Source organism: Burkholderia sp. GbtcB21 (genome assembly GCF_019091065.1).
Classification (GTDB): domain Bacteria; phylum Pseudomonadota; class Gammaproteobacteria; order Burkholderiales; family Burkholderiaceae; genus Burkholderia; species Burkholderia pyrrocinia_C.
This window is the reverse complement of sequence record NZ_JAGXKA010000002.1, coordinates 649,581-669,856: the sequence shown is the minus strand read 5'-3', so window position 1 is coordinate 669,856 and position 20,276 is coordinate 649,581. Positions and strand designations below refer to the sequence as shown.

General features: G+C 67.3%; 21 protein-coding genes and 1 other RNA gene. 9 read left to right on the top strand and 13 right to left on the bottom strand.

Annotated features, from left to right (window positions below):
- Positions 1-423 precede the first annotated feature (423 nt).
- A complete protein-coding gene (locus KVT39_RS07405) occupies positions 424-1,335 on the bottom strand; it encodes a class II glutamine amidotransferase (RefSeq protein ID WP_034182733.1) in 912 nt (303 codons plus the stop codon).
- A 210-nt stretch (positions 1,336-1,545) separates the two neighbouring features.
- Between KVT39_RS07405 and pyrC the strand changes: the two genes are divergently transcribed.
- From pyrC to rnpB, 3 genes are all read left to right on the top strand, one after another.
- Positions 1,546-2,610, top strand: a complete 1,065-nt coding sequence (gene pyrC, locus KVT39_RS07400) for a dihydroorotase (RefSeq protein ID WP_034182734.1) — start codon at positions 1,546-1,548, stop codon at positions 2,608-2,610.
- The gene (locus tag KVT39_RS07395; protein ID WP_105389844.1) at positions 2,607-3,485 is read left to right on the top strand and encodes a DUF3025 domain-containing protein; all 879 of its coding nucleotides are present in this window, start codon (positions 2,607-2,609) and stop codon (positions 3,483-3,485) included. Before pyrC ends, KVT39_RS07395 begins: the two co-directional genes overlap by 4 nt.
- Before the next feature lie 12 nt (positions 3,486-3,497).
- An RNA gene (gene rnpB / locus KVT39_RS07390) (RNase P RNA component class A) lies at positions 3,498-3,909 on the top strand.
- Between the two features lie 70 nt (positions 3,910-3,979).
- On the opposite strand, the gene KVT39_RS07385 is transcribed toward rnpB, so the two are convergent.
- Both KVT39_RS07385 and KVT39_RS07380 read right to left on the bottom strand, forming a co-directional pair.
- Positions 3,980-4,444 carry an OsmC family protein gene (locus KVT39_RS07385; protein WP_072436316.1) on the bottom strand — a complete coding sequence of 155 codons (465 nt, stop codon included), beginning with the start codon at positions 4,442-4,444 and terminating at the stop codon, positions 3,980-3,982.
- 431 nt (positions 4,445-4,875) lie between these two features.
- Positions 4,876-5,181, bottom strand: coding sequence for a DUF1090 family protein (locus KVT39_RS07380; protein WP_105389842.1), 306 nt, complete (start codon positions 5,179-5,181; stop codon positions 4,876-4,878).
- 311 nt (positions 5,182-5,492) lie between these two features.
- Between KVT39_RS07380 and rplM the strand changes: the two genes are divergently transcribed.
- The 3 genes from rplM to erpA all read left to right on the top strand — a co-directional run bounded on the left by rplM (position 5,493) and on the right by erpA (position 6,915).
- Positions 5,493-5,921, top strand: a complete 429-nt coding sequence (gene rplM / locus KVT39_RS07375; protein ID WP_009687896.1) for a 50S ribosomal protein L13 — start codon at positions 5,493-5,495, stop codon at positions 5,919-5,921.
- 10 nt (positions 5,922-5,931) lie between these two features.
- Positions 5,932-6,324, top strand: a complete 393-nt coding sequence (gene rpsI, locus KVT39_RS07370; protein WP_006476904.1) for a 30S ribosomal protein S9 — start codon at positions 5,932-5,934, stop codon at positions 6,322-6,324.
- Positions 6,325-6,543: 219 nt separating this feature from the next.
- Complete coding sequence (gene erpA / locus KVT39_RS07365) at positions 6,544-6,915, top strand: iron-sulfur cluster insertion protein ErpA (protein WP_034182738.1); 372 nt, start codon at positions 6,544-6,546, stop codon at positions 6,913-6,915.
- A gap of 102 nt (positions 6,916-7,017) precedes the next feature.
- Here the strand turns inward: erpA and KVT39_RS07360 are convergent, their stop codons facing one another.
- Positions 7,018-8,166 (bottom strand): anhydro-N-acetylmuramic acid kinase, encoded by a 1,149-nt coding sequence (locus tag KVT39_RS07360; RefSeq protein WP_217588289.1) that lies wholly within the window; start codon positions 8,164-8,166, stop codon positions 7,018-7,020.
- A 142-nt stretch (positions 8,167-8,308) separates the two neighbouring features.
- Between KVT39_RS07360 and tyrS the strand changes: the two genes are divergently transcribed.
- From tyrS to KVT39_RS07345, 3 genes are read left to right on the top strand one after another with little or no spacing between them, the layout of a single operon-like run.
- Positions 8,309-9,550: a tyrosine--tRNA ligase gene (gene tyrS, locus KVT39_RS07355; protein ID WP_034182740.1), complete on the top strand. Its 1,242-nt coding sequence runs from the start codon at positions 8,309-8,311 to the stop codon at positions 9,548-9,550.
- On the top strand, positions 9,547-10,005 hold the full coding sequence (gene dtd, locus KVT39_RS07350) for a D-aminoacyl-tRNA deacylase (RefSeq protein WP_034182741.1): 459 nt from the start codon (positions 9,547-9,549) through the stop codon (positions 10,003-10,005). Before tyrS ends, dtd begins: the two co-directional genes overlap by 4 nt.
- Positions 10,006-10,028: 23 nt before the next feature.
- On the top strand, positions 10,029-10,691 hold the full coding sequence (locus KVT39_RS07345) for a histidine phosphatase family protein (RefSeq protein WP_217588288.1): 663 nt from the start codon (positions 10,029-10,031) through the stop codon (positions 10,689-10,691).
- 199 nt (positions 10,692-10,890) lie between these two features.
- Here KVT39_RS07345 and KVT39_RS07340 read toward each other — a convergent pair whose 3' ends face one another.
- The 9 genes from KVT39_RS07340 to KVT39_RS07300 form a co-directional block, all read right to left on the bottom strand.
- A complete protein-coding gene (locus KVT39_RS07340) occupies positions 10,891-11,844 on the bottom strand; it encodes an oxygenase MpaB family protein (RefSeq protein WP_034182743.1) in 954 nt (317 codons plus the stop codon).
- A 24-nt stretch (positions 11,845-11,868) separates the two neighbouring features.
- Positions 11,869-12,939: a Holliday junction branch migration DNA helicase RuvB gene (ruvB, locus tag KVT39_RS07335; protein ID WP_034182744.1), complete on the bottom strand. Its 1,071-nt coding sequence runs from the start codon at positions 12,937-12,939 to the stop codon at positions 11,869-11,871.
- Positions 12,940-13,047: 108 nt separating this feature from the next.
- The gene (gene ruvA / locus KVT39_RS07330) at positions 13,048-13,629 is read right to left on the bottom strand and encodes a Holliday junction branch migration protein RuvA (protein WP_006401679.1); all 582 of its coding nucleotides are present in this window, start codon (positions 13,627-13,629) and stop codon (positions 13,048-13,050) included.
- A gap of 156 nt (positions 13,630-13,785) precedes the next feature.
- On the bottom strand, positions 13,786-14,328 hold the full coding sequence (gene ruvC, locus KVT39_RS07325) for a crossover junction endodeoxyribonuclease RuvC (protein ID WP_034182746.1): 543 nt from the start codon (positions 14,326-14,328) through the stop codon (positions 13,786-13,788).
- A 149-nt stretch (positions 14,329-14,477) separates the two neighbouring features.
- Positions 14,478-16,043, bottom strand: a complete 1,566-nt coding sequence (purH, locus tag KVT39_RS07320) for a bifunctional phosphoribosylaminoimidazolecarboxamide formyltransferase/IMP cyclohydrolase (RefSeq protein ID WP_034182747.1) — start codon at positions 16,041-16,043, stop codon at positions 14,478-14,480.
- A gap of 44 nt (positions 16,044-16,087) precedes the next feature.
- Positions 16,088-16,321: a Fis family transcriptional regulator gene (locus KVT39_RS07315; protein ID WP_006476892.1), complete on the bottom strand. Its 234-nt coding sequence runs from the start codon at positions 16,319-16,321 to the stop codon at positions 16,088-16,090.
- On the bottom strand, positions 16,318-17,385 hold the full coding sequence (gene dusB, locus KVT39_RS07310; protein ID WP_175748707.1) for a tRNA dihydrouridine synthase DusB: 1,068 nt from the start codon (positions 17,383-17,385) through the stop codon (positions 16,318-16,320). Before dusB ends, KVT39_RS07315 begins: the two co-directional genes overlap by 4 nt.
- Before the next feature lie 138 nt (positions 17,386-17,523).
- Complete coding sequence (locus KVT39_RS07305) at positions 17,524-18,711, bottom strand: UbiH/UbiF/VisC/COQ6 family ubiquinone biosynthesis hydroxylase (protein WP_217588286.1); 1,188 nt, start codon at positions 18,709-18,711, stop codon at positions 17,524-17,526.
- 40 nt (positions 18,712-18,751) lie between these two features.
- Positions 18,752-20,137, bottom strand: a complete 1,386-nt coding sequence (locus tag KVT39_RS07300; protein WP_217588285.1) for an aminopeptidase P N-terminal domain-containing protein — start codon at positions 20,135-20,137, stop codon at positions 18,752-18,754.
- Positions 20,138-20,276 lie beyond the last annotated feature (139 nt).

Below are 20,276 nucleotides of genomic sequence, written 5' to 3'. Positions count from 1 at the left end.
GTATTTTTTGATTGTGTGATGAATCGAACTGAAAGCCTTTGTGGGTAAGGGTTTGGGTGGTTTTGTCAGCGTGGGCGCGTGATTGCCGGATCGGTGGGGTGGCGCACGGTTCGCATCGGGGTGGTGCGTTAGAATGCGGTTTCCGGATTATATGTGCTCCGGATTTTCGGATTTATTTATTTCGGATTTGAGTTATTTTCGCTTGGAAATTAATAAAATCAAGCGAATGTTGTGTCGCATTGAATCGATATGCCGGAATGTAGTCCGGATGAAACGAAACCGGCACGCGGCAGGCGATTTTCCCCGACGGTGAAAGCCGTACGCATCGCGTGCGCACGAAATCGCCCGCCACGCCCGAACGTTGCGGACGACGGTCTTGCCGTGCGGGAATTGGAAAGCGGGAAGTGCGCCGGCGCGCGGCGCTCAGAAGTCGATCGCGTCGTCGGAATCGCCGTCGGCGGCGGTGGCGAGCGCTTCGCGTGATTCGCGCGGTGCCGAGGCCGACGCGTCGAGCGCCGGATTGCGCAGCTTCTCGAGCACGCGTTCGGGCACCGGGATCTGCATCCGCGCGGCGACGTCGCCGCACTGGAACATGATCAGCTCGCCCGGCTCGAACGCGGTCCAGACCTCGTTGTCGGTGAGCGGCTGCGTCGCGATCACCGCGACACGATCCTCGGGCGTCGTGTATTTCGCGAAGTCGATCGACAGGTCTTCGTCGACGAGATGCGCGGTCGAGAACGGCCAGCGCCGCACCAGGTAGTGCAGCCGCGTCGAGCAGTGCGCGAAGAGCGCCTGGCCGTTCGACATCAGGAAGTTGAACACGCCGTGATCGGTGATGCCGCGCGTGAGCTCGCCGACGCGCTCGAACAGTTCGGGCAGCGGCGGCTGCGCGCCGGGAAATGCCTCGCGCAGCCCCTGCATCAGCACGCAGAACGCCTGTTCGCTGTCGGTCGTGCCGACCGGGTGGTAGACGCTGCCGTCCATGTTCGGCGCGTAGTCCTGCAGGTCGCCGTTATGCGCGAAGATCCAGTGCCGCCCCCACAGCTCGCGCATGAACGGATGGCTGTTCTCGAGCAGGATGTGCCCTTGCGTCGCCTTGCGGATGTGCGCGATCGTGTTCTTGGACTTGATCGGGTAGCGCTTCACCATTTCGGCGATCGGCGAGGTAGCCGATGCCTGGTGATCGATGAACAGGCGGCAGGCCTTGTCTTCGAAGAACGCGATGCCCCAGCCGTCGGCATGGTGATCGGTGAGCCCGCCCCGGGCCGCGAAACCTGTGAAGGAGAATGTGACGTCCGTCGGCGCGGCGCAGTTCATTCCTAGGAGTTGGCACATTTTACTTGGGGCGGCAGGCAGAAGCGGGGGGGGGGGTAACGAACCGGGCGAACCCCGGTACAATGCGGCTTCTAGCATATCACCGAGCCCTGAGCGGTAAAAAGCGGATTCCGCTGGCCAAAGGCCTCGTGTTGCGGTTTGCCGTCAGTCGGCCCGCGCACGCGTGTTCCGGCCCCGCTGATGGCCAGTCCGTTCCTCACGACGCCTCCTATGACTGCCTCGAACGCTTCCTCCCCGGCGACGCTTTCGCTCGCCCGTCCCGACGACTGGCACCTGCACCTGCGAGACGGCGACATGCTGGCCGCCGTGCTGCCGCACACCGCGCGCCAGTTCGGCCGCGCGATCGTCATGCCGAACCTGAAGCCGCCGGTGACGACCACCGCACAGGCGCAGGCCTATCGCGAGCGCATCCTCGCCGCGCTGCCGGCCGGGATGACGTTCGAACCGCTGATGACGCTGTACCTGACCGACAACACGCCGCCCGACGAAATCCGCCGCGCGCGCGAAAGCGGCTTCGTGCACGGCGTGAAGCTGTATCCGGCAGGCGCTACGACGAACTCGGACCACGGCGTCACCGATCTCGCGAAATGCGCGAAGACGCTCGAGGCGATGCAGGAAACGGGCATGCCGCTGCTCGTGCACGGCGAGGTGACCGATGCGTCGATCGACCTGTTCGACCGCGAGAAAGTCTTCATCGACCGCGTGATGACGCCGCTGCGCCGCGATTTCCCGGGTCTGAAGGTCGTGTTCGAGCACATCACGACGAAGGACGCGGCCGACTACGTGCGCGATGCCGACGCGGCGCCCGGCCTGCTCGGCGCGACGATCACCGCGCATCACCTGCTGTACAACCGCAACGCGCTGTTCGTCGGCGGGATTCGCCCGCACTACTACTGCCTGCCCGTGCTGAAGCGCGAGACGCATCGCGTCGCGCTGGTCGAGGCCGCGACCTCGGGCAACCCGCGCTTCTTCCTCGGTACCGACAGCGCACCGCATGCGCGCGGCGCGAAGGAAACCGCGTGCGGCTGCGCAGGCTGCTACACGGCGCTGCACGCGCTCGAACTGTATGCGGAAGCGTTCGACCACGCCGGCGCGCTCGACAAGCTGGAAGGTTTCGCGAGCTTCTTCGGCGCCGATTTCTACGGGCTGCCGCGCAGCGCCGAGACGGTCACGCTGCGCCGCGAGGCGTGGGAACTGCCGCGCGAGATCTTCGCGGGCGATACGCCGGTCGTGCCGCTGCGCGGCGGCGAGACGATCGGCTGGAAACTCGTGTGACCGGCGCGCCGCCGCGCGAAGCCGGCCACACGGCCGGCAGCGGGGCGGCGGATTTCGCGCGGATCGACTGGTCCGCGCCGTGGCTTGCGCAGTACGCGGAGCCCGGCCGCGCCGCACAAGCGGCCGCACGGGCGGGCGATGCCGCGCTGCTCGACGCGCTGAACGGCGTTTTGCGCGACGGCGGGCGCATCAGCGGTCGCGGCAGGCCGCTGCGATTCGTGCCGCAGGCCGAACTGCCGCCTGGTGTCGCGTACGAGACCCATATTGCCGACACCGGCGGCGTGCCGACCCGCCACAATCTTCACGACTTCTTCAATGCGCTCGTCTGGTTCGCGTATCCGCACATCAAGGCCGCGTTGAACGCGCGCCAGGCCGCCGCGATCGACGCGGCGGGCGGCGTCGGGCCCGTGCGCGGCACGCTGCGCGATGCGCTCACGCTGTTCGACGAGAATGCCGCGCTGTTCGTGACGGCCGACCGCGCGCTCGTCGATGCGCTGCGCGGCTTCGACTGGCAGCGGCTGCTGGTCGCCGCACGCGACGCGTGGGGCACGCGCTGCGAAGCGCGGCTCGTCGGCCATGCGCTGCTCGAGAAGCTCGTCGCGCCTTACAAGTCCTGCACGGCGCACACGTGGATCGTCGAAGTGAGCGCCGACTATTTTTCGTGGCCCGACGCGCAGCGCACTGCGCATGTCGATGCGCGTGTCGCCGCCGAACTCGCGACGCGCGAGTTGACGAGCCGCGATTTCTCGCCGCTTCCGGTGCTCGGCGTGCCGGGCTGGTGCGACGCGAATGCCGGCGCCGCGTTCTACGACGATCCGGCCGTATTCCGCAGCGGTCGCCGCACGCGCGCAGCCGGCGGCGGCGCGCAGTGCTAGAATGCGCGTCGCAAAGCAGGCCAGGCAGTCGCGGCCTCGCCGCCTTCGGGCGCGCGGGGGCGAGGAAAGTCCGGACTCCACAGGGCAGGGTGATGGCTAACGGCCATCCGTGGCGACACGCGGAACAGGGCAACAGAAAGCAAACCGCCGATGGCCCGGCGCAAGCCGGGATCAGGTAAGGGTGAAACGGTGCGGTAAGAGCGCACCGCGGCGACGGCGACGTTCGCCGGCACGGTAACCTCCACCCGGAGCAATTCCAAGTAGGCAGGCGCGCATCTTCGGATGCAGGACGGGGCCCCCGTCTCGTCTGCGGGTAGGAAGCTTGAGCGCGTCAGCAATGGCGCGCCTAGAGGAATGGCTGCCACGCGCTGTGCGCTTCGGCGCGCAGCGTGCACAGAATCCGGCTTATCGGCCTGCTTTGCCATTCGAATGCGAAAGGGCCGGCGTCTCCTTGCGGAGCGCCGGCCCTTTTTTCGTGCGCGAGCGCCGTGCGTTCAGGCGGCGACGATGTCGAACGAATGCGTGAGTTCGGCCGTCTTCGCGATCATGATCGACGCGGAGCAGTACTTGTCGTGCGACAGGTTGATCGCGCGTTCGACCGTGGCCGGGTTCAGGTTGCGGCCGGTGACGGTGAAGTGGAAGTGCACCTTCGTGAACACCTTCGGGTCTTCGCTCGCGCGTTCGGCCTTCAGCGTGACCGAGCAGCCGGTGACTTCCTGGCGGCTCTTCTTCAGGATCAGCACGACGTCATAGGCCGTGCAGCCGCCGGTGCCGAGCAGCACCATTTCCATCGGGCGCGGCGCGAGATTATGGCCGCCGCCTTCGGGCGCGCCGTCCATCGTGACGAGATGCCCGCTTCCGGTCTGGGCCGAAAACGCCATGCCGTCCTGACCCATCCAGCTTACTTTGCATTCCATGCTTGCACTCCAGCGTTGCCTGATTCGGATTCGATCCGGCATTGTAGCCCGCAGCGCTTCGGTCGGCTGATGCGGTGCACGACGTGCAGCACCGGAGCCGCGCGAGCGGTGCGCGACAGCGTGCCGAGCGGCGATTTCCCTGTTGTTTTTAGGGGTTTTACTCTAGGTGCGGGCTATCTTCGCTCGCCTTGGCCGGAGTCATGTGATTGATTTTAAACATGAAATTGAATTTTTCTGCCAATCGTCAGAAATTTCGCATTATGGTTTTTGATTTCGCAATGCAAATTTTCTTGTGAAGCCGGTGGTGCGTTCGTATAATGAGCCTCATTGGTTGTCGCGCTGCGGCAACCTCCGAATGTCTCCTCCACCCTCCTCCTAAGGTGGATTAAGCCCGAACCAGCCGTTCGGGCTTTTTTTCGTCCCATGCAAACATCGGCGCGCGGCTTGCGCGCCCCGGCATCCCCCGGCATTCATTACGCAGGCTGCCGTGCGGCCGGCTGCGATGTCGCGTCGGGCGGTGTGCCGCGCAAGCGTGCGTCGGGTGCCGGCGCGGTCACGGCCGACGCATGGCCGTGGCCGCGTGCGCAGAAATGGCGGACGCGTTCGCGCACCGCACGCAGGCGGGCGACGCGATCCTCGGCATGGGCGGTCCGGGCTTCGGCAATGCGCGCATCGAGCGCGTCGAGCTTGGCTTCGCAGCCGACCTGGGCGGCGACGGCAGGCGCCGCGGCGGCCAGCAGCGCGGCCGCGAAGAAGGGCGTAAGTCGTTGTTTCATCATGCTTGTTTGTTGTTTTCCGTATTCGGCCGGTCTGGCGCGGCAAGGTCATGTGCCGCGCGTCGATGGGTGCCTCCCCGGGCGCTCGGATCGCCTGGCTTGTCGGGGCACGACCGAATTTTCGCCCATTTCGGGCGCCGCGGACACGGGACGTGGATTCCCTTTGACCGCGTTGCCGTATTTCCTTTATAATTCAGGGCTTTTCCGCATTCATGCCCACGGAAAAAGAACAGGGAGAGCCTGCACCGCGCCTCGAAGCGCACACAGACAAGCAGGAAGAACACATCGGGCAAAGCATTTTTTTTGGATCGATCATGAAGACGTTTTCCGCAAAAGCCCATGAGGTGACGCGCGAATGGTACGTGATTGACGCGACGGATAAGGTTCTCGGCCGTGTTGCCAGCGAAGTGGCACGCCGTCTGCGCGGCAAGCACAAGCCTGAGTTCACCCCGCACGTCGACACTGGTGATTTCATCATCATCATCAACGCGAGCAAGTTGAAGGTCACGGGCAACAAGACGCTGGACAAGAAGTACTACCGTCACTCGGGCTACCCGGGCGGTATCTATGAAACGACGTTCGGCAAGATGCAGGAACGCTTCCCGGGCCGCGCGCTCGAGAAGGCGGTCAAGGGCATGCTGCCGAAGGGCCCGCTCGGCTACGCGATGATCAAGAAGCTGAAGGTCTACGCAGAAGCGACGCATCCGCATTCGGCTCAACAGCCGAAGGCGCTCGAGATCTAAGGGGACCCACATGATCGGTAACTGGAACTACGGTACGGGCCGCCGCAAGAGCGCAGTCGCACGTGTCTTCATCAAGGCTGGCAAGGGCGACATCATCGTCAACGGCAAGCCCATCGCTGACTACTTCTCGCGCGAAACGTCGCTGATGATCGTGCGTCAACCGCTGGAACTCACGAACCACGGCCAGACGTTCGACATCAAGGTGAACGTGAACGGCGGCGGTGAAACGGGTCAGGCAGGCGCAGTGCGCCACGGCATCACCCGTGCATTGATCGACTACGATGCGACGCTGAAGCCGTCGCTGTCGAGCGCAGGCTTCGTGACGCGCGATGCGCGTGAAGTCGAGCGTAAGAAGGTCGGTCTGCGCAAGGCACGCCGCGCCAAGCAGTTCTCGAAGCGTTAATTTCCGCTTCATGGCCGCGCCGCTTTCGGGCGGCGCCCGCCGGAAAAACCGCCAGCTTTCGCGCTGGCGGTTTTTTTATGCCCGCTGCGAGGCCCGTGCTGCGGCGGCTTGCACGGGCAGGTTTGATGAAATCGACAAGAACCTATTGATTTCATGGACTTCAGCACGATCTTCTGATCGGCCCTACAATAGCGGCTAAAGCTTCTTGGAGAGTTCGCAATGAACGCTGTTACCGAATCCGCAGCAACGACGACCGAAATGCCGCTTCCGTTCGTCTTTACCGACGCAGCGGCCGACAAGGTCAAGCAACTGATCGACGAAGAGGGCAATCCCGACCTGAAGCTGCGCGTGTTCGTGCAGGGTGGCGGCTGCTCCGGCTTCCAGTACGGCTTTACGTTCGACGAGGAAGTCAACGAGGACGACACCGTGATGAACAAGAACGGTGTCCAGCTCCTGATCGACTCGATGAGCTACCAGTATCTGGTCGGCGCCGAGATCGACTACAAGGACGACATCAACGGCGCCCAGTTCGTGATCAAGAACCCGAACGCGACCACCACCTGCGGGTGCGGTTCGTCGTTCTCGGTCTGAGCGCACGACAGATCAGCGCCGGTTCGCCGGAATGAAAAACGGGGCATGAAGCCCCGTTTTTTTATGCTCGTGCGCGGCGCCTGCCGGGCGGCAGGCTTTACGTCAGCCCGGATAGAGCGCGCCGAGCACGCGGTGGCCGGCCGCACCGGTGACCGTCGCGAGATTGCCGGGCTGGCGCGCGGTGAAGCGATACGCGAGCCACGCGAACGCGAGCGCCTCGACCTGTTGCGGCGGCACGCCGAGCGCGGCCGTCGTATCGACCGTGGCCGGCACGCCGGCCTCGCGCAGCGCGTGCCGGAGCGCGTCGAGCAGCACCGGATTGCGTGCACCGCCGCCGCACACGAAGACGGCCTTGCAGCCGGGTGCGTGCTGCGCGATCTCCCGTGCGACCGAGACCGCGGTGAGTGCCGTGAGGGTCGCCTGCACGTCCTCCGGCGCGACCTGCGCGAACGCGGCGAGCTTCGCGTCGAGCCACGCGGGATTGAACAGGTCGCGTCCGGTGCTTTTCGGCGGCGGCGCGGCGAAATACGGTTCGTCGAGCAGCGCATCGAGCAGCGGCGCGTGTACGGTGCCGCGCGCGGCGAACTTGCCGCCGTCGTCGTAAGGCTTGCCCAGATGGCGGGTCGCCCACGCGTCGATCAGCGCATTCGCGGGGCCGCAGTCGAAGCCGCGCACGTCGCCGCCTTCGCCGGGCAGAATCGTGATGTTGCTGATCCCGCCGAGATTACAGACGACGCGCGTCTCGCCCGGCGCACCGAACACCGTCGCATGGAACGCCGGCGCGAGCGGCGCGCCGTGGCCGCCGGCAGCCACGTCGCGGCTGCGGAAATCGGCGATCACATCGACATGGGTCAGCTCGGCGAGCAGCGCCGGGTTGTTGAGTTGCCGCGTATAGCCGCGTTCGGGGCGATGGCGCACCGTCTGGCCGTGCACGCCGATCGCGCGAATCTCGTCGCGCGACAGCCCCGCGGTGCGCTGCAATTCGTGGCAGCACACCGCGTAGCGCGTGACGAGCGCGTTCGCCGCGAGCGATTCGCGGTCGATCTCGTTGTCGCCGGGCTGCTGCAGCGCGAACAGCGCGTCGCGCAGCGATTGCGCGAAACCGACGAACGCTTCCGCGAGCACGGCCGGCGCCTTGCCGGCCTCGAAACGCACGGCGACGCCGTCGACGCCGTCCATGCTGGTTCCCGACATCAGCCCGAAGTAGATGCCGTCGGCCGGATGGACGTTTTGCGGCTGTCGTTGCGGCACGTTGGGTTCTCCTCGATCGTACGGCGCGGGCCCGTGCCGCGCACCTTGCGCCCGATTATCCGCGCAACGTGACGCGCCGTTAAGCGATGCGCGCGCAAGTTATGGGAAAATCCCTGTTTTTGCGACATTCTTCCTGGCACCGATGAGCACCGAACCCAGTTCCAAGCCCGTTTTCCCGATCACCGACGAAGTCCGGCATGCGCTCGCCGTCACGAAGCGCGGCGTCGACGAGCTGCTGATCGAGGAGGAGTTCGCGCAGAAGCTCGCGCGCAGCGCGGCCACCGGCACGCCGCTTCGCATCAAGCTCGGCCTCGACCCGACCGCGCCCGACATCCACATCGGCCACACGGTCGTGCTGAACAAGATGCGTCAGCTGCAGGACCTCGGCCACACGGTGATCTTCCTGATCGGCGATTTCACGTCGCTGATCGGCGATCCGTCGGGCCGCAACGCGACGCGCCCGCCGCTCACGCGTGAGCAGATCGAGTCGAACGCGAAGACCTACTTCGAGCAGGCCGCACTCGTGCTCGATCGCGAAAAGACCGAGATCCGCTACAACAGCGAATGGTCGATGCCGCTCGGCGCGGACGGGATGATCAAGCTCGCGTCGCGCTACACGGTCGCGCGGATCCTCGAGCGCGAGGACTTCACGAAGCGCTTCCAGGGCGGCGTGCCCATCTCGATCCATGAATTCCTGTACCCGCTGATGCAGGGCTACGATTCGGTCGCGCTGAACGCCGATCTCGAACTCGGCGGCACCGACCAGAAGTTCAACCTGCTGGTCGGCCGCGAACTGCAGAAGCAGTACGGCCAGGAACAGCAGTGCATCCTGACGATGCCGCTGCTCGAAGGCCTCGACGGCGTCGAGAAGATGTCGAAGTCGAAGGGCAACTACGTCGGCATCAGCGAGAAGCCGACCGACATGTTCGGCAAGCTGATGAGCATCTCGGATACGCTGATGTGGCGTTACTTCGAACTGCTGTCGTTCCGCAGCATGGACGAGATCGTCGGCTTCAAGCGCGAAGCCGAAGGCGGCCGTAACCCGCGCGACTTCAAGGTGCTGCTCGCGCAGGAAATCGTCGCGCGCTTCCATTCGCAGGCCGACGCCGAGCGTGCGCTCGAAGACTTCAACCACCGCGCGAAGGGCGGCGTGCCGGACGACATTCCGTCGGTCACGCTCGCGGGCGCACCGCTGGCGATCGGCCAGTTGCTGAAGCAGGCCGGCCTCGTGCCGTCGACGAGCGAAGCGCTGCGCAACATCGAGCAGGGCGGCGTGAAGATCGACGGCGCGACCGTGTCGGACAAGGGCCTGAAGGTCGAGGCCGGCGAGTTCGTCGTGCAGGTCGGCAAGCGTCGCTTCGCGCGCGTCACGCTGACCGCATGATCGCGCTGATCCAGCGCGTGAAGCGCGCCGACGTGCGCGTCGGCGACCGCACGACGGGCGAGATCGGCGCGGGCCTGCTCGCGCTGGTCTGCGCGGAGCGCGGCGACACCGACGCGGCGGCCGACAAGCTGCTGGCGAAGATGCTCGGCTACCGCGTGTTCAGTGACGCGGCCGGCAAGATGAACCTACCGGTGTCGAATATCGACGGTGCGGGCCGCGCGGGCGGCCTGCTGCTCGTGTCGCAGTTCACGCTGGCGGCCGATACCAACAGCGGGCTGCGCCCGAGCTTCACGCCGGCCGCGCCGCCCGACGAAGGCGCGCGGCTGTTCGACTATTTCGTCGCGGCCGCGCGGGCGCGCCATCCCGTCGTCGAGACGGGCGAGTTCGGCGCCGACATGCAGGTATCGCTCGTCAACGACGGCCCCGTGACGTTCTGGCTGCAAGTGCGGCCCTGATGCTTCCCCGGAGACGCGCCGCGATGGCCACCACGCAGATTCTTTTCATCCGCCATGGCGAGACGGCCTGGAACCGCATCAAGCGCATCCAGGGGCATATCGACATCCCGCTGGCCGATTCGGGGCTCGCGCAGGCGCAGCGACTGGCCGCGCGGCTCGAGCAAGAGGCGCGCAAGGGGGCGCGGCTCGACGCGGTCTATTCGAGCGACCTGATGCGCGCGCAGCAGACCGCGCAACCCTTTGCCGATGCGCTCGGGCTGCCGCTGCAGTTGCGGGACGGGCTGCGCGAACGCTCGTACGGCGCGTTCCAGGGGCACGACAGCACCGAGATCGAGGCGCTGTTTCCGGACGCGTACGCGGCCTGGCAGACGCGCGATCCGGGTTTCGCGCCGGAAGGCGGCGAGTCGCAGCGTTCGTTCTATCACCGCGTGCTGCATGCGCTCGAACCGATCGTCGCCGCGCATCCGGGCGGCCGGATCGCGTGTGTCGCGCATGGCGGTGTGCTCGACTGCGTGTACCGTTTTGCGAATGGTCTCGATCTGTCGGCGCCGCGCAACTACCAACTGCTCAATACGAGCATCAACGTCGTCGATTACGTGGATGGCCGCGCGCAGGTCGTGCAGTGGGCCGACGTGTCGCACCTTGACGCCGAGAGCGACGACGACGGCTATCGCAAGGTGCTCTGAGCACGCGGGGCCGGCCGGGATTCCCCCTTCCTCCTGCGTGACGCTTACTGCGGCAGCGCGTGGCGCGCCTTGTAGTCGGGCGCGTATGCGATCTTGCCAGGCTGGTCGGCCGTGATCGGCTGGCGCAGCTTGTCGAATTCCCCGTTGGTTTGTCACAGGTATTTGACAGTAAATTGAAATAATCTGAAGAGGCGAATCGTCAGGCGGAAGGTGCGCCGTCGGGCGGGGGCGCGGTCGCGCGACGGCGCGCACGCTTCGACGCGCCGTTGACGAGCGCCCAGCGCAGCACGGGTGCGACGGCCCGTACGCCGGGCCGGACCACCGCGCGTCGCAATGGCGCGAACGTCGACACGCGGAGCATCCGCTGCGCCCACGGCGGCAGCAGGTCGATCCCGGCATGCATCACCAGCGACGCGGCCGGCCGCAGCGCGGGCTTCGCGACCGGCACATTCAGCAGGATGGACATCACCTCGAAGGTATGCGGTCCGGCCTCGAGTTCGGGCTGCATGCGCGCGAGATACGCGGCGACCTCGGCGCGCGAACGGGGCACCTCGTGCGCGCCGAGCAGTTCGGCGATCAACGCCGTTTCGGCGTAATAGCGGTCCTGCAATTCGCCCGACAGCGCCGGATTCACGTAGCACAGGTGCGCGGCGAGGAAGCTCGATACTTCCGCGATATGCACCCAGGTCAGCAACGCCGGATCGTCGGCGCGGTACGGCCGACCGTCGGGCGCGATACCCGATACGCGCGAGTGGATCGTTTTCACGCGCTCGATCAGCGCGAGCGCGTCCGCGCGACTGCCGAACGTCGTGCCCGTGATGAACGTGGCGGTGCGCCGCAAGCGGCCGAGGATGTCGGTGCGAAACGACGAGTGATCCCAGACGCCCGCGAGCGCGAGCGGATGGAGCGCCTGCAGCAGCAGCGCGGCGATGCCGCCTGTCATCATCGACGTGAAGTCGGCATGCACGCGCCAGCAGACGGCATCGGGGCCGAACAGCCCGGGATCGCCGGGCGGTGAAGAGAGATCGAGCGACGGGCCGCCGCCGCCCACGGTCAGGTGCGTGATGCCGGCCACGAGCCGCTTGCGGATCGGCTCGGCCCAGCGCGGGCCCGGTGCGGGTGCGGCGGGGTGGTGGCTAGGCGGCGTCGTCATGGCTGGCGTGGCTCGGGCGGCCGGTTACTTCCCGGCGGGCGTATCCCACATACCGCGTTCGGTGCTGCCGGCGTCGGGCGCGGAGAGCCCGAAGTGGCGGTACGTGAGCAGCGTCGCGACGCGCCCGCGCGGCGTGCGCTGCAGGAAGCCCTGCTGGATCAGGTACGGCTCGAGCACGTCCTCGATCGTGTCGCGTTCCTCGCCGATCGCGGCTGCCAGGTTGTCGATGCCGACCGGGCCGCCGTCGAACTTGTACAGGATCGCTTCGAGCAGCTTGCGGTCCATCAGGTCGAAGCCGACCGGATCGACGTCGAGCATCGCGAGCGCGGCATCGGCCACCGCCGCGGTGATCTGGCCGTCGGCCTTTACTTCCGCGAAGTCGCGCACGCGGCGCAGCAGCCGGTTCGCGATCCGCGGCGTGCCGCGCGAGCGCTTCGCGATTTCCAGCGCGCCGTTCGGATCGATCTGCGCGTTCAGCAGCGACGCCGAGCGCCGCACGATGCGCGACAGTTGATCGGCGTCGTAGAACTCGAGGCGGGAGACGATCCCGAAACGGTCGCGCAGCGGGTTGGTCAGCATCCCCGCGCGGGTGGTCGCGCCGACCAGCGTGAACGGCTGCAGGTCGAGCTTCACGCTGCGCGCGGCCGGACCTTCGCCGATCATGATGTCGATCTGGTAATCCTCGAGTGCCGGATACAGGATTTCCTCGACGACCGGCGACAGCCGGTGGATCTCGTCGATGAACAGCACGTCGTTCGCTTCGAGGTTCGTCAGCAGTGCGGCGAGATCGCCCGCGCGTTCGAGCACGGGCCCCGACGTCTGCCGCAGGTTCACGCCCATTTCGCGCGCGATGATGTGCGCGAGCGTCGTCTTGCCGAGACCCGGCGGCCCGAACAGCAGCACGTGGTCGAGAGGCTCGGAGCGGCGCTTGGCGGCTTCGATGAAGATCTCGAGCTGGCCGCGCACCTTTTCCTGGCCGACGTAGTCGTCGAGCTGGCGCGGCCGCAGCGCGCGTTCGAACACCTCCTCGTGCGACGAGGTGGGCGTGGCGGCGATGATCCGCTGCTCGGTGGCGAGTTTGTCGGTTTCAATCATGCGGCCATTGTACCGCGCGCCGCTCGCGGTCCGAACTGGCCGGACGGCCGACTGGCGCGCGCCGCGCGGCGGCACGACACTGCGTCCGACAGTCGGTTCCGGCGGGCGTTACGCCTTCGACAGCGCCTTCAGCGCGAGCTTGATGCCTTCGGACACGCCGGTGCCGGCCGGCACGTTCTTGATCGCGGCGAGGCCTTCCTTTTCGGAGTAGCCGAGCGCGAGCAGCGCGTTGAGGATGTCGGTCGCGTGGTCGGACGCCGACGCGGCGCCGGCGAGCGCGCCGAGGTCGGCGCCGAGCTTGCCCTTCAGCTCGAGCAGCAGGCGCTCGGCCGTCTTCTTGCCGATGCCGGGCAGGCGCGTGAGGCGCGCGGCGTCCTGCATCGTCACGGCCTGCGCGAGCTCCTGCACGCTCATGCCGGACAGCACGGCGAGCGCCATGCGCGCACCGATGCCGGTGATCTTCAGCAGTTCGCGGAACGTCGTGCGTTCCTGCGGCGTCAGGAAGCCGTACAGCAGGTGCGCGTCCTCGCGGACGATCTGCTGCGTGAGCAGCACGACGCGCTCGCCCGTCTGCGGCAGGTTGTAGAAGGTGCTCATCGGCACGTCGATTTCGTAGCCGACGCCGTTGCAGTCGACGAGCAGGTGAGGCGGGTTCTTTTCGAGCAGGATGCCGGCGATGCGACCGATCATGGATGGCGGGATGCGAGGAAGAAAGCGCGAGTGTAGCGCACGCGCGGCGCAATGCCGATGGGCTTGGCCGTCAGGCCGATGCGGTGCGCGTCGCGTGTGCGCCGCGCGCGGGCAAAACAGTCGGTCCGGTGTGCCGGGCGATGGCGCGCGCCGGCATCAGCCGACCAGCCGCCCGCGCCGCACGCGCAGCCCTTTCTTCGCGAGCGCCGGCGCGAGGCCGCCGAGCGTGCTGAGCGTGTTGCCGCCGTGCGCATGGCAGATCGCCATGCCGAGCGCGTCGGCCGCATCGGAACCCGGTTGGCCGGAGAGGTTGAGCAGCCGCGTGACCATCTCCTGCATCTGCGTCTTGGTCGCGCGGCCGTAGCCGACGACGGCCTGCTTGAGCTGCAGCGCCGTGTATTCGGCGACCGGCAGCCCGCCCGCGACGAGGCCGCAGATCGCGGCGCCGCGCGCCTGGCCGAGCAGCAGCGTCGACTGCGGGTTCACGTTGACGAACACCTTTTCGATCGCGGCCTGGTCGGGCGCATGTTCGCGCACGATCGTCGACACGCCCTGGAAGATCGTGCCGAGCCGGGTGGCCAGATCGGCCGTCGGCGTGCGGATCACGCCGCTCGTGACATAGGCGAGCCGATGGCCGCTGACGTCGATGACGCCGAAGCCCGTGACGCGCAGGCCGGGGTCGATGCCGAGAATTCGCATGAGTGAGGAGAGATGCGTGATGCAGCGATACTACAACGAATGGCGCGGCGAGCCGGTCGCACAGTCGCGCGCCGGCGCCGCGCAATAAAAAACCCGGCGGGTGCGACGCCGCCGGGTTGTCGTGCAACGGCCGCGCGGGCCGCATGCGATCAGTGACGGAAGTGGCGCACGCCCGTCAGGATCATCGCGATGTTGTGCTCGTCGGCTGCCGCGATCACTTCGTCGTCGCGCACCGAGCCGCCCGGCTGGATCACGCAGGTCGCGCCGGCCGCGACGACGACGTCGAGGCCGTCGCGGAACGGGAAGAACGCATCCGACGCGACGGCCGAACCGGCCAGCGTCAGGCCCGCGTTCTGCGCCTTGATGCTCGCGATGCGAGCGGAATCGACGCGGCTCATCTGGCCTGCGCCGACGCCGAGCGTCATGCCGTTGCCGCAGAACACGATCGCGTTCGACTTCACGTACTTCGCGACGCGCCACGCGAACAGCAGGTCGTCCATTTCCTTCGGCGTCGGGTGGCGCTTCGTGACCACGCGCAGCTCGTGCGGCTGCACGTTCTTCGAATCGAGCGACTGCACGAGCAGGCCGCCGCCCACGCGCTTCAGGTCGAATGCGTTATGGCCGTCGCCGAGCGCGATTTCGAGCAGGCGCACGTTCTGCTTCGCGGCGAACACCTGCTTCGCGGCGTCGGAGAACGACGGTGCGATCAGCACTTCGACGAACTGCTTCGCGACAGCCTGCGCGGCCGCTTCGTCGACTTCGCGGTTGAACGCGATGATGCCGCCGAACGCGGAGGTCGGGTCGGTCTGGAACGCCTTCGCGTACGCGTCGGCCGAGTCGTTGCCGACCGCGACGCCGCACGGGTTCGCATGCTTGATGATCACGCAGGCCGGCGCGTCGAACGTCTTCACGCATTCCCACGCCGCGTCCGAATCCGCGATGTTGTTGTACGACAGTTCCTTGCCCTGCAGCTGGCGGTAGTTCGCGAGCGCGCCGGCCGGCGTCGAGATGTCGCGGTAGAACGCTGCGCTCTGGTGCGGGTTCTCGCCGTAGCGCAGGTCCTGCACCTTGTCGAACGCCATGTTCAGCGTCGCCGGGTACGCATTGCGCGATGCGTGCTTCAGCTCGTCGGTCAGGCTCGTCAGGTAGTTCGTGATCGCGCCGTCGTATTGCGCGGTGTGCGCGAACACCTTCGTCGCGAGGCGGAAGTTGGTCGGGTAGCCGACCGTGTTGCCGTTCGCCTTCATTTCATCGAGCACGACTGCGTAGTCGGCCGGATCGACGACGACCGTCACGTCGCGGTGGTTCTTCGCGGCCGAGCGCAGCATCGTCGGGCCGCCGATGTCGATGTTCTCGATCGCGTCGGCGAGCGTGCAGTCGTCCTTCGCGATCGTCGCGACGAACGGATAGAGGTTCACGACGAGCAGGTCGATCGTCGGGATGCCGTGCTGTTCCAGCGCCTGCATGTGCTCGGGCAGGTCGCGGCGCGCGAGGATGCCGCCGTGCACCTTCGGGTGCAGCGTCTTCACGCGCCCATCGAGCATTTCCGGAAAGCCCGTGTAGTCGGCCACTTCGGTAACGGGCAGGCCCGCGTCGGCGAGCAGTTTCGCGGTGCCGCCCGTCGACAGCAGCTTGACGCCGAGGTCGGACAGCGACTTCGCGAAGTCGACGATGCCGGTCTTGTCGGAAACGGAAATGAGCGCTTGCTTGATCATGATGGAACCACCAATAGCCAGGGAAACGGGGACGGGACGGCCGACTACAGCAGGCCGTGCTGCTGCAGCTTCTTGCGCAGCGTATTGCGATTGATGCCGAGGTACTCCGCGGCGAGCGACTGGTTGCCGCCTGCCTGTACGAGCACGACCTCGAGCATCGGCTTTTCGACGCAGGACATCACCATTTCATAGACGTCGTGCGGATTGGAGCCGTCTAGATCCCGGAAATACACGTCCAGGCTCTCGCGGACACATTGTTCGATGTTGTGCTTGCTCATGCTGCTAACTGGTTATGGTCGTCCGACTCGCCCTGGCCGTTTTCCTCTTCGTCATCGACGTAGACGAGGTGGTCCGACAGCGCCTTTTGCGCGTCGAAGAATGCATTGACGGCGGCGAGTTGCTCGCGGGTGGAATCGAGCGTGTTCATCCTGTGCCGGAACCCGTTGGCACCGGAAAGGCCGCGAGTGTACCAGCCGATGTGCTTGCGCGCAGTACGGACTCCCGTGAATTCACCATAGAAAGCGTAGTGGTCTTCCAGGTGTTCGTTCATCACGTGCTGGATCTCGTCGATCAGCGGCGGGGGCAGCAGCTCGCCGGTTTGCAGGAAATGATCGATTTCGCGGAACAGCCACGGCCGGCCTTGCGCGGCACGACCGATCATCAGCGCGTCGGCACCGGTTGCATCGAGCACGGCCTTCGCTTTTGCGGGCGACGTGATGTCGCCGTTCGCGACGACTGGAATCCGCACGGCCGCCTTCACGGCCGCGATGGTGTCGTATTCGGCGTCGCCGCGGTACAGGTCGGCGCGCGTGCGACCGTGCACGGTGAGCATCGCGATGCCGGCGGCTTCGGCCAGCCGCGCGACCGTGATCGCGTTCTTGTGCTCGCGATCCCAGCCGGTGCGGATCTTCAGCGTGACGGGCACCGCATCGGGCCCCGTGCCGACCGCCGCGACGACGGCCTCGACGATCCGCTGCACGAGCGGCTCGTTCTGCAGCAGCGCGGAGCCGGCCGCGACGTTGCAGACTTTCTTCGCCGGGCAGCCCATGTTGATGTCGATGATCTGCGCGCCGTTGTCGACGTTGTAGCGGGCCGCTTCGGCCATCATCGCCGGATCGGCGCCGGCGATCTGCACCGCGATCGGCTCCACTTCGCCTGCGTGGTTCGCGCGCCGCATCGTCTTCGCGCTTTTCCACAGCTGCGCGTTGGACGCGACCATCTCGGACACGGCGTAACCGGCCCCCAGCCGCTTGCACAGCTGGCGGAACGGACGATCCGTCACCCCGGCCATCGGGGCGACGAACAGGTTGTTACGCAATACGTGAGAGCCGATAACGGGCATCGCAATGGCACCGCCCGCGACCGGCGCGGGCATGAAAAGGGCGGAGGGAAAACGCGCATTTTACCGTATTCCCATGCCCCGCCGATTTGACCCGGTTTGTGTGGTCCGGCCGGGCGCACCGTATGGTGCGCCCGCGCGTCAGTTGCGCTGGCCGAACATCATCTGGCGCGCGATCGCCTTCTTGAGCGGCGGCACGAATTCGAGCGCGGTGAGCGCGGCGCCGCGCAGCAGCGGGAGCGGACCCGCATCGATCGTGAACAGCCGCGCCAGCGTGTCGGTCGCGCCGATCGTGAAGCGCCGGTCGAGCGCGCGGCGCGCGTTGAAGGTCGCAAGTGCGGTCGCATCGAAGCCTTGCGCGGACAGCGCGTCGACGAGCGTATGCGCGTCGCGCAGCCCGAGGTTGAGCCCCTGGCCCGCGACGGGGTGCAGGGTTTGCGCGGCATTGCCGACGATCGCGACGCGGCCGCTGACGAGCGTTTGCGCGGCGTTCAGCCCGAGCGGGAACGACGCGCGGCCCGCGATCGCGACGAACCGGCCCATGCGTTCGCCGAACGCGCGGCCGAGCTCGCGCAGGAACGCGTCGTCGGGCAGCGCCGCGCGGCGCGCCGCTTCGTCCGGCGTGCAGCACCAGACGAGCGCGTAGTCGGCCTGGCGCGGCCCGCCGAGCGGCAGCAGCGCGAGCGGGCCTTCGTGCGTGAAGCGTTCCCATGCGACGTTCGGGCGCGGCGCCGATACCGTGACCGTGCCGACGAGCGCGGTCTGCCCGTAGTCGCGGCGATGCTTGCCGGCGTCGGCCTGCTGTTCGTGGAACAGCCCGCCTTCGGCGTTGATGACGATGCGCGCGCGCAGCGTGCGCTCGCCCTGCGGGCCGTCGAGCGTCAGCGTGACGCCGTCGGCGTCCTGCTGCGGCGCGCGCGCGGTGGTCGACGTGAGCCAGTCGACGCGCGTGCCGTGCACGGCGCCCGCGAGCGCCTGCACCAGCGACCCGTAGCGCACGACATAACCGAGCGCGGCGAGGTCGTGCTCGTCGCGGTCGATCAGCGTGCGGCCGAAATGGCCGCGCTGCGACACGTGGATATGTTCGATCGGCGTCGCGTCGGCAGGCCACGCGAGCGTGTCGAGCAGCACGCGGCTGCCGTGCGACACGGCGATCGCGCGCGGGTCGTTCATGCTCGCGGCCGGTTCGCGCGCATCGATCAGCGCGATCGACGCGTGCTGCGTTGCGCTGCGGCGCGCGAGCCAGCCGGCGAGCGCGAGCCCGACGGGGCCCGCGCCGACGATGGCGAGGTCGTAATCCGGTGTGGCCGGGGAGGAAGCGGTCGTCATCTTGATTCGTGAAACGGAGGTAACGGTCGGCAGCGGCCGGTCATGCGCCCGCGCGCATCAGCGCTTCGATCTCGGCGGCGTCGACAGGCACGCCGCGCGTGATCAGCTCGCAGCCGTGCTCGCGCACGATTGCGTCGTCCTCGATGCGGATGCCGATGTTCCAGTACTCGGGCGGCACGTCGTCGGCCGCGCGCACATACAGGCCGGGCTCGACCGTCAGCGTCATGCCGGGCGTCAGCGTGCGCCACGGCAGCGCGCCGTTGCCGTCGCGCTCGGCGAGCCGCTCGCGGTAGTCGCCGCAGTCATGCACGTCCATGCCGATCCAGTGGCCCGTGCGGTGCATGTAGAAGCGCGTGTACGCACGCTCGGCGATCACGTCGTCGACGTTCGAGAAGCGCGCTTTCGGGATGATGCCGGTGTCGAGCAGCCCCTGCGCGAGCACGCGCACGGCCGCATCGTGCGGCGCCTCGAACGGCACGCCCGCGCGTGTCGCATCGATCGCGGCCTGCTGCGCGGCGAGCACGATGTCGTATAGCGCACGCTGCGCGGGCGAGAAGCGCCCGTTGGCTGGGAACGTGCGCGTGATGTCCGACGCGTAGCCGTCGAGTTCGCACGCGGCGTCGATCAGGATCAGGTCGCCGTCCTGCGCGGCCGCGTTGCCGGCCGGGTAGTGCAGCACGCACGCGTTCGCGCCGGCCGCGACGATCGAGCCGTATGCCGGCGCCTGCGCGCCGTGCTTGCGGAACGTATACAGCAACTCGGCCTCGAGTTCGTATTCGCGGATGCCGGGGCGGCACGCCTGCATCGCGCGGCGGTGCGCGAGCGCGGAGATGTGCGCGGCGCGCATCATGATCGCGAGTTCGTGCTCGTCCTTCACGAGCCGCATGTCGTCGACGAGCGGCGTGAGGTCGAGCATCGCGTCCGGCGCGGCGACGCCCGTGCGCGCGAGCGCGCGCACCGCGTCGAGCCAGCCCGCGAGCTGCCGCTCGAAATCGGCCGACGCGCCGAACCGGTAGTGCACGGTGCCCGCATCGGCGAGCAGGCGCGGCATCTCGGTGTCGATCACGTCGATCGCGAACGCCGCGTCGAAGCCGAACGCGTCGCGCGCGGCTTCGGGCCCGTAGTGGAAGCCTTCCCAGATCTCGCGGTCGACATTCTTGCCGCGGCAGAACAGGATCGACTCCGGCGCGCCGTGCGGCGCGGCCGCGTTCAGCACGAGCACGGCATCCGGTTCGGTGAAGCCCGTCAGGTAGTGGAAGTAGCTGTCGTACCGGTACGGGTAGGCCGTATCGCGGTTGCGCAGCAGTTCCGGCGCGGTGGGGACGATGGCGACGCCGCCGCCGGCGGCGCGCAGTGCGGCAAGCACGCGTTCACGGCGCTGGCGGTAGACGTCGACGGCGATGGCGGTATCGTGGGGCGCATTCATCGTGCGATTGTAGCGCCGCGGGACGCGGCGCGTGAGAGAGGGGCGGGAAGCCGCGCCGGAAGGCCCGCGGCGGCGGTTGTTGCAAACCATCCACAGGCCGGCCGGGCGATTTTCTATCGCGCGACGCTGGCCGGTTATG

Bases quoted from the DNA above. Each gene is read 5' to 3' on its own strand.
- KVT39_RS07405 (WP_034182733.1), bottom strand. From the start codon at position 1,335: ATGTGCCAACTCCTAGGAATGAACTGCGCCGCGCCGACGGACGTCACA.
- pyrC (WP_034182734.1), top strand. From the start codon at position 1,546: ATGACTGCCTCGAACGCTTCCTCCCCGGCGACGCTTTCGCTCGCCCGT.
- KVT39_RS07385 (WP_072436316.1), bottom strand. From the start codon at position 4,444: ATGCCGGATCGAATCCGAATCAGGCAACGCTGGAGTGCAAGCATGGAA.
- KVT39_RS07380 (WP_105389842.1), bottom strand. From the start codon at position 5,181: ATGATGAAACAACGACTTACGCCCTTCTTCGCGGCCGCGCTGCTGGCC.
- rplM (WP_009687896.1), top strand. From the start codon at position 5,493: ATGAAGACGTTTTCCGCAAAAGCCCATGAGGTGACGCGCGAATGGTAC.
- rpsI (WP_006476904.1), top strand. From the start codon at position 5,932: ATGATCGGTAACTGGAACTACGGTACGGGCCGCCGCAAGAGCGCAGTC.
- erpA (WP_034182738.1), top strand. From the start codon at position 6,544: ATGAACGCTGTTACCGAATCCGCAGCAACGACGACCGAAATGCCGCTT.
- tyrS (WP_034182740.1), top strand. From the start codon at position 8,309: ATGAGCACCGAACCCAGTTCCAAGCCCGTTTTCCCGATCACCGACGAA.
- dtd (WP_034182741.1), top strand. From the start codon at position 9,547: ATGATCGCGCTGATCCAGCGCGTGAAGCGCGCCGACGTGCGCGTCGGC.
- KVT39_RS07345 (WP_217588288.1), top strand. From the start codon at position 10,029: ATGGCCACCACGCAGATTCTTTTCATCCGCCATGGCGAGACGGCCTGG.
- KVT39_RS07340 (WP_034182743.1), bottom strand. From the start codon at position 11,844: ATGACGACGCCGCCTAGCCACCACCCCGCCGCACCCGCACCGGGCCCG.
- ruvB (WP_034182744.1), bottom strand. From the start codon at position 12,939: ATGATTGAAACCGACAAACTCGCCACCGAGCAGCGGATCATCGCCGCC.
- ruvA (WP_006401679.1), bottom strand. From the start codon at position 13,629: ATGATCGGTCGCATCGCCGGCATCCTGCTCGAAAAGAACCCGCCTCAC.
- ruvC (WP_034182746.1), bottom strand. From the start codon at position 14,328: ATGCGAATTCTCGGCATCGACCCCGGCCTGCGCGTCACGGGCTTCGGC.
- purH (WP_034182747.1), bottom strand. From the start codon at position 16,043: ATGATCAAGCAAGCGCTCATTTCCGTTTCCGACAAGACCGGCATCGTC.
- KVT39_RS07315 (WP_006476892.1), bottom strand. From the start codon at position 16,321: ATGAGCAAGCACAACATCGAACAATGTGTCCGCGAGAGCCTGGACGTG.
- dusB (WP_175748707.1), bottom strand. From the start codon at position 17,385: ATGCCCGTTATCGGCTCTCACGTATTGCGTAACAACCTGTTCGTCGCC.
- KVT39_RS07305 (WP_217588286.1), bottom strand. From the start codon at position 18,711: ATGACGACCGCTTCCTCCCCGGCCACACCGGATTACGACCTCGCCATC.
- KVT39_RS07300 (WP_217588285.1), bottom strand. From the start codon at position 20,137: ATGAATGCGCCCCACGATACCGCCATCGCCGTCGACGTCTACCGCCAG.